General features: G+C 68.6%; 13 protein-coding genes. 7 read left to right on the top strand and 6 right to left on the bottom strand.

The features are described 5' to 3' along the window. The first annotated feature begins 50 nt into the window (after positions 1-50). From NFW05_RS17225 to NFW05_RS17215, 3 genes are all read left to right on the top strand, one after another. On the top strand, positions 51-344 hold the full coding sequence (locus NFW05_RS17225; RefSeq protein WP_295309825.1) for a hypothetical protein: 294 nt from the start codon (positions 51-53) through the stop codon (positions 342-344). A 107-nt stretch (positions 345-451) separates the two neighbouring features. Then, positions 452-823: a caspase family protein gene (locus tag NFW05_RS17220; protein ID WP_295309823.1), complete on the top strand. Its 372-nt coding sequence runs from the start codon at positions 452-454 to the stop codon at positions 821-823. After that, on the top strand, positions 763-1,191 hold the full coding sequence (locus NFW05_RS17215; RefSeq protein ID WP_295309822.1) for a hypothetical protein: 429 nt from the start codon (positions 763-765) through the stop codon (positions 1,189-1,191). The genes NFW05_RS17220 and NFW05_RS17215 overlap by 61 nt, the downstream gene beginning before the upstream one ends. 141 nt (positions 1,192-1,332) lie before the next feature. Here the strand turns inward: NFW05_RS17215 and nirD are convergent, their stop codons facing one another. Both nirD and NFW05_RS17205 read right to left on the bottom strand, forming a co-directional pair. Beyond that, entirely contained in the window at positions 1,333-1,641 is a 309-nt protein-coding gene (nirD, locus tag NFW05_RS17210; protein ID WP_295309820.1) for a nitrite reductase small subunit NirD, read from the bottom strand. 290 nt (positions 1,642-1,931) lie between these two features. Further along, positions 1,932-2,258: a thioredoxin family protein gene (locus tag NFW05_RS17205; protein WP_295309818.1), complete on the bottom strand. Its 327-nt coding sequence runs from the start codon at positions 2,256-2,258 to the stop codon at positions 1,932-1,934. Between the two features lie 265 nt (positions 2,259-2,523). Here NFW05_RS17205 and NFW05_RS17200 point away from each other — a divergent pair, with 265 nt between their 5' ends. Together NFW05_RS17200 and NFW05_RS17195 are read left to right on the top strand one after the other, a co-directional pair. Then, positions 2,524-2,790 (top strand): TIGR02647 family protein, encoded by a 267-nt coding sequence (locus NFW05_RS17200; RefSeq protein WP_295309816.1) that lies wholly within the window; start codon positions 2,524-2,526, stop codon positions 2,788-2,790. A gap of 95 nt (positions 2,791-2,885) precedes the next feature. After that, positions 2,886-5,174, top strand: a complete 2,289-nt coding sequence (locus NFW05_RS17195) for a patatin-like phospholipase family protein (protein ID WP_295309815.1) — start codon at positions 2,886-2,888, stop codon at positions 5,172-5,174. Between the two features lie 39 nt (positions 5,175-5,213). On the opposite strand, the gene NFW05_RS17190 is transcribed toward NFW05_RS17195, so the two are convergent. The 3 genes from NFW05_RS17190 to mtnA are packed head-to-tail and all read right to left on the bottom strand — an operon-like array spanning position 5,214 to position 8,603. Beyond that, positions 5,214-6,839, bottom strand: a complete 1,626-nt coding sequence (locus tag NFW05_RS17190; protein ID WP_295309813.1) for an NAD(P)/FAD-dependent oxidoreductase — start codon at positions 6,837-6,839, stop codon at positions 5,214-5,216. Positions 6,840-6,883: 44 nt separating this feature from the next. Then, on the bottom strand, positions 6,884-7,525 hold the full coding sequence (locus tag NFW05_RS17185; protein ID WP_295309811.1) for a class II aldolase/adducin family protein: 642 nt from the start codon (positions 7,523-7,525) through the stop codon (positions 6,884-6,886). Then, positions 7,518-8,603: an S-methyl-5-thioribose-1-phosphate isomerase gene (gene mtnA / locus NFW05_RS17180; RefSeq protein ID WP_295309809.1), complete on the bottom strand. Its 1,086-nt coding sequence runs from the start codon at positions 8,601-8,603 to the stop codon at positions 7,518-7,520. Before mtnA ends, NFW05_RS17185 begins: the two co-directional genes overlap by 8 nt. Before the next feature lie 178 nt (positions 8,604-8,781). Here mtnA and NFW05_RS17175 point away from each other — a divergent pair, with 178 nt between their 5' ends. Continuing rightward, positions 8,782-9,597, top strand: a complete 816-nt coding sequence (locus tag NFW05_RS17175; RefSeq protein ID WP_295309808.1) for a peptidoglycan-binding protein — start codon at positions 8,782-8,784, stop codon at positions 9,595-9,597. Continuing rightward, positions 9,598-10,221, top strand: coding sequence for a hypothetical protein (locus NFW05_RS17170; RefSeq protein ID WP_295309806.1), 624 nt, complete (start codon positions 9,598-9,600; stop codon positions 10,219-10,221). 588 nt (positions 10,222-10,809) lie between these two features. Here NFW05_RS17170 and NFW05_RS17165 read toward each other — a convergent pair. Beyond that, entirely contained in the window at positions 10,810-11,307 is a 498-nt protein-coding gene (locus tag NFW05_RS17165; protein WP_295309804.1) for a hypothetical protein, read from the bottom strand. Positions 11,308-11,498 lie beyond the last annotated feature (191 nt).

The following is an 11,498-nucleotide window of genomic DNA, read 5'->3' as shown; positions in this document are numbered from 1 at the left end:
ACCTCGGCCAGAGCGCGTGATCAGGTTTGCTGAACATTGTGGCTAATCATGTGGTCCGAAAACTGATCCCGGCGGTTCTGTTTTCCCTGGCGGTGGCGTTGGTCGTCGCCCAGCCGGTCCATGAGGCGACCCGCGGCGAGCTTCTGTACGCGACGCACTGTGTCACGTGCCATGATGCCGAGGTGCACTGGCGTGACCGCAAGCGGGTCAGCGACTGGGCGAGCCTGCGCGCAGAGGTCGCGCGCTGGCAGGAGATGTCCAGCCTCGGCTGGAACGGCGAGGAGATCGACGAGGTCTCCCGCTACCTGCAGGCGGTCTATTACCGCAACGTCAAACCGGAGTAGGCGGTCCGCCGGCCTTGTGCGGGAGCCGGTGACGGCCTCGCCGAAGGGCAGGCCGGCCGGCAGTCGATCACCTCCCCGAAGGAGACGGCGATGAGCAAGCGCGCCCTGTGCATCGGCATCGATCATTACCCCGGCACGCACATGGATCTCGGCGGCTGCGTCAACGACGCGAGCGACTGGCCGCCGAGCTTGCCGAGCGAGGCTTCACGATCCGCAAGCTGCTCGACGCCGAGGCGACCCAGGCGGCGATGGTCAGCGGCATCGAGTCGCTGATCGCCTCGGCGATCAGCGGCGACGTCGTAGTGACCACCTATCCGGGGCACGGAACCGATGTTCCCGATACCCACGGCGACGAGTTCGACGGCCTTGACGAGAGGCGCTCTGTCCGTACGATCTGCAGACCGGTGGCGGCGCGCTCGTGGACCACGAAATCAACGGCCTGTTCAGCGCACGCAAGGAAGACGTCCGGCTGGTGCTGATCTCCGACAGCGTCCATTCGGGAACGGCGACCCGCGCCGCGGCAGCCGATCGCGACGCGGAAGACGCGCCGCGCCCGCGCTTCATGCCGATGGGCAAGTGCCTGCCGGCGGGCCGATTCCCGCGCGGAATGAGCGGCCAGCCGCTGAGCACCGTCCCGGTCACTTCGGGCACCTCGCCGTTTGCCGGCGCGCTATCGCGCAAGACCGGCGACCTCCTGCCCTCCGGCTGCAGGGAGGGTCCGCACGACTCCCGCTACGACGCGCGCATCGTCGGCGGTGTCACGCCGGACGAGGGCAGGCGCTGTCGCTCGCCGATGACGCGGCGAGCGGCGCAAGCGGACTACGGCTCGCGCACGATCGGGATCTGAGTTTACATAATACAAATTATGCGTAATCGAGCGATCGCGAGTCGCGGGGCCTTGGGCGAGACTCGCGGCGCTGCGTCCGTGGATTGGCCATCAGCGGACCACTGATTCGGTCGATCGGCAGTTCGCACGCTGCCGGGACGGTCAGATGGCAACGAGGACGGTGTGGCGCTCGACGCGAACCGGGTAGCGACGCGAGCAGCCTTGGTCAGGCGCGACCACTTCGCCGGAATCGAGCCGCAGGCGCCAGCCGTGCTTCGGGCAAGTCACCTGGTTGCCGTGAACCAGGCCTCGTGCGATCGACCCGCCGCCGTGCGGGCATTGGTCGCGAAGCGCAAAGACTTCGCCGCTCGCGGTGCGAAAGACGGCGACGTCGCCGCCCGTGGAATTGACGATCCGACTACCCAGCAGCGGGATCTCTTCAAGCCGGCAAACTGGTTTCCATTCAGCCATCTGCGTTCTCCTGGCGAGTCGCGGGCGCGATCCCGACGGTGGGACCGGGCTCAGGTCGCATATTGGCCGCCGGAATTGACGGACATCGCACCCTCTCGGGGAAGAAGCAGGAACTGGGCCAGGAGTCCCAAGTCCTTGATTCGAAGATATGGCGCGGCCAGGCCTCGGTGACCGCGGTGCGCTGGGCGCACCAGACCGGCGCACCCGCCTGCCGGTCATGCGCGTCTCGGGTGCATCGGCAGGCGCCTCGGGGCGGGCAGTGTTCGGCGATCGCTGCGCACGCTGGCGAGTCAGCGCGGTCGATCGATCTGCGCCAGCGCGTGTTCGATCGCTGCCGGATCCCTGGGTCGGACGAGACGCTGCACCTCGCGTCCGGCGAGGCAGAAGATCAGTGTCGGCCAGAGCTTGACCGCGAAACTGCGTCCGAGCCGCCGGCCACGACCGTCCTCGATGCGCAGGTGGCGAACCCCCGGGTGGGTTTGCAGCGCGTGCGCGATCAGCGGCTGGGCAGCCTGGCAGTGACCGCACCACGAAGCGCCGAATTCGAGCACCAGAGGCTCGTGGAGGGCATCGATCTCCGCGCGGGTCGGCTCGCGGTGGCCGTAGAGGTTGCTCACGTCAGGCGGCTCTCGTCGGTCTGATTGGCGAAGAAGAGACTGAAGCGCTCTGGTCGCCGAGCAGCAAGCATACCGGAAAGTGGTCTTGAGGGCCTGATCCGCCCTCCTCTCCCGGACCCAGGCCGATCGGGCTGCGGCGCAGCCGCGCCGGTGCTTGCTCGAGTGCCGGGGGCAGTCGCGATCGCGCGCAGTAGGCGCGCTAGAATGCGGCCTCTCCGGCGCGACCCCGCCGCGCGACCGCCAACGACCTTCCCGAGGACCCGTCATGTTCTTCACACCCAATCTGGTCGACGAACTCAACACGCTGGCCCGCTTCGATCTCGGCAGCACCCAGCAGGGAATCAAGATCCACAAGACGGCTGACCCGGCGGTGATCGCTGCGACCCGCCGGCTGCATGCCAAGGGATTGCTGACCCAGCCGGATGGCGGTTATCTGACCGGGCTCGGACGCGACGCGGCTGAACATGTCCAGGCGGCGCTGACGATACTCTGCTCGGTCCCCTCGCCCAGCGCTGCTCAGCCGCCCACCTGATCATTGCCCTGCGGCCGGGCCCCTGCTCGACGCGCAGTGTCGGCTCGACGCTGGCCTTGGGGCGTACGCTTCGCCTGAACGAGGAGAATTGAAGGATGGACACCCGTCACTGGCTGTGCAGATTGATCTGCGTGCTCGCGACCAGCGGAATTCTTGCCGGCCCGGCCGGCGCGGCAAACGCGGCAAAGCCTGTAGGGGGTTCGGGCAACGCGCCGGCGTTGCCCAGCCAGGCGGCAGGTGCCCCGGACCAGCCGCTGGCCGGGCGACCGCGGGTCGGCCTCGTCCTTGGCGGCGGCGGCGCGCGCGGCGCGGCGCACATCGGTGTCCTCGAGGTACTCGAGAAGCTGCGCGTGCCGGTCGACTGTGTCGCCGGGACGAGCATGGGTGGGCTCGTCGCCGGCGTCTACGCGGCAGGTCTCTCGCCGGCGACGATGCGCCACGAACTGGCAAGAGCCGACTGGGACGATCTGTTCCAGGACTCCCCGTCGTTTTCCGACCAGAGTTTTCGCAAGAGGGCGCTGGACAAGCGCTTCCTGCCCGCTTCTGAAGCCGGTATCGGGCCGGATGGCGTCAAGTATCAGACCGGCGTGGTCACCGGACAGAAGATCAAGCTTTTCTTCAACCACCTGGTTGGCGACTACCTTGGCGAGCGGCGGATCGAGGAACTGCCGCTGCCGCTGTCGATCATTGCCACTGACATCGTCAATGGTCACCGCGTCGTCTTTCGCGAGGGTGGCCTGTCACGGGCAATGCGCGCGAGCATGTCGGTCCCCGGACTGATGTCGCCGGTCGAGATCGATGGCCAGAAGCTCGTCGATGGCGGCCTCGTCGACAACGTGCCGATCAACGAGGCCCGCGCGCGTTGCCGTGCGGACGTGGTGATCGTGGTGAACGTCGGCTCGCCGCTGCTCAAGGCCAACGAGATCGGCAGCCTGCTCAGCGTTTCGGCGCAGATGGTCAACATCCTGACCGAGCAGAACGTCACCCGCTCGCTGGCGACCCTGACGCCGCGCGACATCTACATCAAGCCCGATCTCGAGGGGATCACCGCCGGCGATTTCAAGCGCACGTCGGAAACCGCCGATCGCGGTGCAGCCGCGACCGAAGCGGTCGCCGAACGGCTGCGTGCGCTGGCGGTCGGCGAAGCCGAGTATGCGGAGTGGACCGCGAAAATCCAGGTCGCCCGGCGGGAGCCGCCGAAGATCGACGCGATCGAGATCAGCGGTCTGAATGTCGTCAACCCGGCGATGGTCGAAAAGCACATTCGGACCCAGCCCGGCGAGCGCGTCGATCCCGAGGCGCTGCGCTCGGATCTGCTCAAGGCCTTCGGCGACGGGTACTACGAAAACGTCGACTACTCGCTCGACACGACGTTGCGCGAGCGGGACATCCTGCGCGTCACGCCGCTCGAGAAGAGCTGGGGAGCCGATTACCTGCGCTTCGGGCTGAATCTGGAGAGCAACTTCAAGTCCGATTCGACCTACAGCCTGCGCGGCGCGTATCACCGGACCTGGCTCAACCGGCTCGGCGGCGAAATGATCTTTCAGGGCGAGATCGGGTCGCAGACCGGTGTCGCCTTCGACTACTACCAGCCGGTCGACGAGAGGCAGCAGTACTTCTTCGAGACGAAAATGAGCTACATGAGCAAGCTCAGCGCGATCTACCAGAACAACCAGAAGCTCGCCGAGTATCGCGTCCTCGACGGCGACGTCAAGGTCGGCGGGGGGATCAACGTCGATCCGCTCGGGCAGCTGCGGGCTGGCTGGCAAGAGAAGTGGTGGAACCCGATTCTCGACACTGGGTCGCCTTTCTGGCCGAGCGTCTCGAAGCGCTACGGCGGCTGGTTCGCGGGCGCCGATTTCGACCAGACCGACCGGCTCTACTTCCCGACCAGCGGCTGGGCCACGACGCTGCGCTACTTCGACTCGCCGGCCAACGACTTCAGCCGCCTCGACGCCGACGGATCGGCGTACTTCAGTCTCGCTGACTGGGTCATTGGCGCGCGGGTGTCGTACCAGGGCTCGCCGATCGGTCATCTGCCGCTCTACGACGCCGGCAGCCTCGGCGGCATCCTCAACATGACCGCTTTCGCTCCGGGACAGCTGCGCGGCGACGACATGCGCTACGGCGGCGTGCGCGCCGAGCGGATCATCGGCCGGCTGCCGCTCGGACTGCGCGGCGACATGCGCATCGGCGTAGCCATCGAAGCGGCGAAGATCGGCCGGCCGTATACGGAAACCGAACTCCACGGGTTGATCAACTCGGCGGCGATCTACCTCGGTGGCGAAACCCCGCTCGGTCCGGTCTATCTCGGCTATGGCCACTCGACGTCCGGGTCGAACGGCGGCTATTCGAATTTCTACCTGTTCCTCGGCACCCCCTGAGCGGCGCCGGCCCGACTGTCCACCCCTGCTCCCGGGTCTTCAGGACGATGGGGCAGGCGGCCGCAGGCCGCCGAGGATCTCGCGGATCACCGCCTCGGCGACGCGGATGCCGTCGACACCCGCCGAGAGAATCCCACCGGCGTATCCGGCGCCCTCCCCGGCCGGATACAGCCCGCGGACATTGACGCTCTGGAAATCGTCGCCGCGGGTGATGCGCAAGGGCGACGAGGTGCGCGTCTCGACTCCGGTGAGGACTGCGTCGGGCAGCGCGAAGCCGCGGATCTGGCGGTCGAAGGCGGGCAGCGCCTCGCGAATCGCGGCGATCGCGTAATCGGGCAGCGCCGCTGACAGGTCGGTCAGGCGCACACCGGGCTGATAAGACGGGATCACCGAGCCGAGCCGGGTCGATGGCCGTCCGGCGAGGAAATCGCCGACGAGTTGCGCCGGCGCTTCGTAGCTCCCGCCGCCGAGTTCGAAGGCTCGCGCCTCGAGCCGCCTCTGCAACTCGATTCCCGCCAGTGGTCCGCCCGGATAGTCGAGTGGCGTGACCCCGACGACGATTCCGGCGTTCGCGTTGCGCTCGTTGCGCGAGTACTGGCTCATCCCGTTGGTCACCACGCGCTCGGCTTCGGAAGTCGCCGCGACGACCGTGCCGCCCGGGCACATGCAGAACGAGTACACCGAGCGCCCGTTGCGGCAGTGATGGACGAGCTTGTAGTCGGCGGCGCCGAGCAGCGGGTGCCCGGCCCAGGCGCCGAAGCGGGCGCGGTCGATCAGCGACTGTGGGTGCTCGATCCGGAAGCCGATCGAGAAAGCTTTCGCCTCGATCGCCACGCCGGCCTGCAGCAAGCTCTCGAAGGTGTCGCGCGCGCTGTGGCCGAGGGCGAGGATCACCTGATCGGCGCGCACTTCGTCTCCCGAGGCGAGCCGGACGCCGCGCACCTGGCCGCCTTCGCTCAGCAGCCCGGTCACGCGCTGCCGGAAGCGAACCTCGCCGCCGAGCCGCTCGATCTCGTGGCGCAGGCGCTCGACGATTCCGACGAGGCGGAAAGTGCCGATGTGCGGTTTCGCGAGCCAGAGAATCTCGGGCGGGGCGCCGGCGCGGACGAACTCCTCGAGCACCTTGTGCCCGTAGTGCCCCGGATCGCTGATCTGACTGTACAGCTTGCCGTCCGAGAAGGTGCCGGCGCCGCCTTCGCCGAACTGGACGTTCGATTCCGGGTCGAGTACTTTGCCGCGCCAGAGCTTCCAGGTGTCCTGCGTGCGCTCGCGCACCGCCTTGCCGCGCTCGAGGACGATCGGCCGGAAGCCACCCTGGGCGAGGATCAGCGCGGCGAAGATTCCGGCCGGGCCGAAGCCGACGACCACCGGCCGTGCGCTCGGGCCAGCCGGTGCCCGGCCGACGGGGTGGTAGCAGAGGTCCGGACTGCGCTGGACGTGGCGGTCACCGACGAGCCTGGCGAGCACGGCGGCCTCGTCGGGCAGTTCGACGTCGACGCCATAAACGAAACAGGGGCTACCGCGTTTGCGCGCGTCGTGGCTGCGCCGAAAGACCCGTAATCCAGAGATTTCCGAGCACGCAACCTGCAGCCGCGCGGCGACCGCTGCCGCGAGTTCGTCGGCTCGATGCTCGATCGGCAGACGGATCTCGCTGACCCGCAACATCGTCCGGTCCGCCCGTTGCCGGTCCGGGTCAGTCCTGGCCGGGCCTACGGCTGCCCATAGCCGGCGAAGCGGTCGCTCACCGCGGCCATTTCTTCAGGTTCGAGGAGCACTGGCGGACCGAGCTGGCACGCACGCCAGTACTGCTCGCAGAGCGCCTCGAGCTCGATCGCCAGGTCGAAAGCGTGACGCAGATCCTGGCCGGCGACGATCATCCCGTGGTTGGCCATCAGGCAGCCACGGCGCTTCTCGATCGCGCGCAGCACCGCGTAGGAAAGCGCCTGGGTGCCGAAGGTCGCGTAGTCGCTGCAGCGGATGTTGTGCCCGCCGAAGCGCGCGACCATGTAGTGGAACGGCGGAATGTCGCGGCGCAGGCAGGAGAGGCTCGTCGCGAACGGCGGATGCGCGTGCACGATCGCCCCGGCGTCAGGGCGCGTCGCGTAGAGGTCACGGTGAACGCGCCATTCCGAAGACGGCTTGCGCACCCCCTCGCAGCTGCCGTCGAAATGCACCGTGCAGATGTCTTCCGGCGTCAGCGTGTCGCAGGCCATTCCGCTCGGGGTAATCAGAAAGTCGCTTCCGGATCCCTCGGGAGCGCGCACGCTGAGGTTGCCGGCGGTTCCCCGGCTGAGGCCGGCAGCCGCCGTCGCGCGCGCGATCTCGATGAGCTTGACAGTCAGTTCAACCACTTGTTTCCTCCGGATAAAGCTCCAACAGGCCCGGTCGGGTCGCCGGACAACAGCCTCGCTCGGTGATCAGGGCACTGATCAGGCCGCCCGGTGTGACGTCGAAAGCCGGGTTGGCCACCGCGACCTCGCCGCCGGTCAGCCGGACCTCGCCGCACTGGCCGCCGGCGGCGAAGCCGCGGACGACGAGCAGTTCGTCGGCCGAACGCTCCTCGATCGGAATCCCCCTCCCGTCCGGGCAGGCGAAGTCGATCGTCGATCGTGGGGCAGCGACCAGGAACGGCACGCCAGCGGCGCGCGCCGCCAGCGCCTTGAGCCAGGTGCCGACCTTGTTGGCGACGTCGCCGTTGGCCGCGACACGATCGGCGCCAACGATCACCGCGTCGATCGTTCCGCGGGCGAGCAGCCAGCCGGCGGCGTTGTCGGCGATCAGCGTATGCGGCACGCCGTGCGCGCCGAGCTCCCAGGCGGTGAGGAGGCCCTGGTTGCGCGGCCGGGTCTCCGAGACCCAGACATGGACCGCGATTCCGGCATCGAAAGCGGCATAGACCGGCGCCAGCGCGGTGCCGTGATCGACGGTCGCCAGCCAGCCGGCGTTGCAATGCGTCAGGATTTCCAGCCGCCCTCCTCCTCGACGGCCGGCGAGCAGCCGATCGAGACCCGCTTCGCCGATTCGCCGGCACTGCTCGACGTCCTCGTCGGCGATCGCCGCCGCCTCGCGCCACGCCGCGTCGGCCCGCTGGTCCTCGGGCAGTCCGGCGACCAGCGCGCGCTGGCGGGCCAGGGCCCACCGCAGGTTGACCGCTGTCGGGCGGGTCGCGGCCAGTGTCGCGAGAGCCGCGGCGAGCATCGCATCGTCGGGGTTCGCGCGCAGCGCGAGCGCCACGCCGTACGCTGCGGCGACGCCGATCAGCGGTGCCCCGCGGACCTGCATGGTGCGGATCGCCTCCGCGACCTCGCCAACGCTGCTCAGCCGGAGCAGACGGAAGGCATGCGGCAGCGCCGTCTGATCGATGATCTCGACGGCGTGGTCCTCGTCGAGCGGACGGATCGACCGCCGCGCCACCCCATGGACTCTCATGGGAATGCATTGTAGCAGCCCGGGCGACGGGCGCTGCCGTGCGCCCGGTCCGGCGATTGACCGGCGTTCACGCAAGACACTATACTCGTTGCGCTGTCGGCACCCAGCGGGACCCAGCGGGACCCAGGCGACCGCCGGGTGGCAGCTCCCCCTGCTGCGTTTCGTCGAGGAGAAGGCCATGGGTTCACTGCGCGAAGGTTCGTCAGGTCCTGAAGTCCGGTCCCTGCAGGAGGCGCTGAGAAAGCGCGGGTTTTCACCGGGGCTCGTCGATGGCGACTTCGGACCCGGCACCGAGGCAGCGCTGATCGCCTTCCAGAGGAGCGAGGGCCTTAGACCCGACGGTCTCGCCGGCCCGCTGACGCTGCGCGCGCTCGGCCTGGTCTCTGGCGGAGGAGCCGCGCCGCCAGCGCCGGGCAGCGGTTTCTGTCTCGCCGAGGTCACCGCGGTCAAGGTGGCCCGGATGTTCCCGGCGACGCCGATGGGCAACATTCGCGACCACCTACCGCACGTGCTCGAGGCGCTCGATCAGGCCGGCATCGGCGACAAGGACATGGTCCTGATGGCCCTGGCGACGATTCGCGCCGAAACTGCCGGATTCGAGCCGATCAGCGAGGGTCGGTCGAAGTTCAACACCTCGCCCGGCGGACATCCCTTCGATCTCTACGACTCGCGCAAGGACCTCGGCAATCGCGGACGGCCCGACGGCGACAGCTTCAAGGGCCGTGGCTTCATCCAGTTGACCGGCCGCGCCAACTACCTGACACACGGCCAAGCGATCGGCCTCGGCAGCCAGCTCGTCGATCGTCCCGAACTGGCCAACGATCCGGACATCGCTGCGCGGCTGCTGGCCAGTTTCCTGAAGAGCAAGGATAGCCGGATACGCCAGGCGCTCGACGACGACGATCTGGCGCAGGCCCGCCGGCTCGTCAATGGCGGTAGCCACGGACTCGAGCAGTTTTCCGAGGCCTTCCGGATCGGTCAGAAGCTGTTCTGAATGCCCGTCGCCCGGCTGACGGACGCCCGTTCGTCGGGCTTCGACGACCAGGCCGCAGCGTGCTGCGCGGAGAGCCCGGATGCGTCCCGGTCCGGCGACGCGCGGCGCGATTCGCGGCGCCGTGTCGGCTGCCCGCGCCCGATCGTCGTCGCGCTGCTCGCCGCGTCGGCTGCCGGGCCGGCCAGCGCCGTCGGGTCGCTATGCACCGCCGGCGAAGTGATCGTCTTTTCCTGCGCGACCAGTCGGAAGCTCGTCTCGGTCTGCGCGTCGCCCGATCTGTCGCCAGGGCGAGGCTACCTGCAGTACCGCTTCGGGCGCGAAGGGGCGCCCGAGATCGTCCTCCCGGCGCAGACCGATCAAGGCCCTTCCGGCGTGCTTGCCGGAACGCTGACCTTTGCTGGCGGTGGCGGCGCGTACCTCCGCTTTGCTGCCGCCGAATACCGCTACGTGGTGTACAGCGCGTGGATTCGCGGCAGCGGCTCCAGGGACGGGGTCGCCGTCGAGAAGGCCGGCGAGCGGGTGAACTCGCTGCGCTGTGCCCGACCCGTGGTGTCCGAACTCGGGCCGGATTTCTTCGCAGCGGCCGGTCTGGCCGCCGACAGCGGCGATTTCAACGTTCCCTGAGCCGGCTGCCGCGCGCACTGCAGGATTCGCGCGACTTGTCAGGAAAGGACCGTAAGCCGCGAATATAAAGCGATTAGCGTTCCCTGAATGAGGCGCCTTCGAGAATCGCCGGAATCGCCGACGTCGAGCACCCCCGACAGCTCGCCCCGTTTCTCGATTTGCAGGCCCAACACGCTGATAAACAATCGGATTCGTGGTCGGTCAGAGGCCATGCACAGGCTTCACCCGACTTCTCGGAAAAACGATCCAAGCCCCGGCTCTACATCGTATTCCGTCATCGCGACGGACCCATGCGGCGAGCGATCCGCCGGTGTCACCGTGGACGAGCGCAGCGAAGATGGCCGACGGGATGCCGCGGCGAGAGGCGGCGGTCGTCGCCGGCGCCGATCGGGCTGATCGACCGGCCGGCTGGCGCACGGCGCCACGGGAACTTTTTCATGACTTTCATCGGGAGCAGCACGCGAAGCGCTCGAGGTGACCAGCAAGCAGCCCCTGGCGCTCGCGCAACCCGGCCGCGTCCCTGCCCTCCCTCACCGCTCGGTCGCCGAGCAGGCGGTGGCGGGACGACGGGGAACGGACGGCACTGGATCAGCGCGCCGTTCCTTTGCCGTGCCGCGCGTAGAGGTCGACCGCCTCGCGCGCGAGATCCTCGGGCGCAGCATCGCGGCCCAGGCAGTTGAACGCCTCGGTGATCGCCGCCTGGAGGGCCAGCGCCTCGGGAGCGTCGCGGCCTGCTGCTGCCGACTGGGCAACGTCGTAAGCAGCCAGACCTTCGGCTGCGAGGCGTGGGCCCAGACCCGAGGCGAGCCAGTCGAGCGAGACCCCGGCAGCGGCGGCCATATCTCGCGCCTTGTCGAGCGGCGGCATCCTGCCGTCCCGCAGATAGGTCCGCAACACCGACTCGGCGAGGCCACAGCGGCGCGCAAACGACGACACCGACTCGCGGCCGATCATCGCCTGCAGGCGCGTCGCGAGTGCCCTGGCTTGCGGCGGTTCGGCGGCCTTCGTCGCGGCGCTCATCTGCCCGTCGTCCTGCGCGTCGGTCGGGTTCTCGCCGCTGCTCCGCTTTTCTTGCGCTGCCTTCATCTCTTCCCGCCTCGCCGGCTTGCGCCGGTCGGCTGCTCAACTGCCGTCTGCGGGTGACCCGGCGTGGACACCCCCGACTCGATCCCTGAGCCGGCGACTCGGGAACGCAGCCGACCCGCTTCGCCGGCCGAAGCGAATCCGCGAAGGCCGATCCGGCCAGCGGTCAGCCCTCCTGGCAAAATTCTCAGCAT

Source organism: Accumulibacter sp., assembly GCF_023806625.1.
Classification (GTDB): Bacteria; Pseudomonadota; Gammaproteobacteria; order Burkholderiales; family Rhodocyclaceae; genus Accumulibacter.
This window is presented reverse-complemented; position numbering and strand designations above follow the sequence as displayed.

Excerpts from the sequence above, each read along its gene's own strand:
- nirD (WP_295309820.1), bottom strand. The coding sequence starts at position 1,641 with ATGGCTGAATGGAAACCAGTTTGCCGGCTTGAAGAGATCCCGCTGCTG.
- NFW05_RS17200 (WP_295309816.1), top strand. The coding sequence starts at position 2,524 with ATGTTCTTCACACCCAATCTGGTCGACGAACTCAACACGCTGGCCCGC.
- NFW05_RS17195 (WP_295309815.1), top strand. The coding sequence starts at position 2,886 with ATGGACACCCGTCACTGGCTGTGCAGATTGATCTGCGTGCTCGCGACC.
- NFW05_RS17190 (WP_295309813.1), bottom strand. The coding sequence starts at position 6,839 with ATGTTGCGGGTCAGCGAGATCCGTCTGCCGATCGAGCATCGAGCCGAC.
- mtnA (WP_295309809.1), bottom strand. The coding sequence starts at position 8,603 with ATGAGAGTCCATGGGGTGGCGCGGCGGTCGATCCGTCCGCTCGACGAG.
- NFW05_RS17175 (WP_295309808.1), top strand. The coding sequence starts at position 8,782 with ATGGGTTCACTGCGCGAAGGTTCGTCAGGTCCTGAAGTCCGGTCCCTG.
- NFW05_RS17170 (WP_295309806.1), top strand. The coding sequence starts at position 9,598 with ATGCCCGTCGCCCGGCTGACGGACGCCCGTTCGTCGGGCTTCGACGAC.
- NFW05_RS17165 (WP_295309804.1), bottom strand. The coding sequence starts at position 11,307 with ATGAAGGCAGCGCAAGAAAAGCGGAGCAGCGGCGAGAACCCGACCGAC.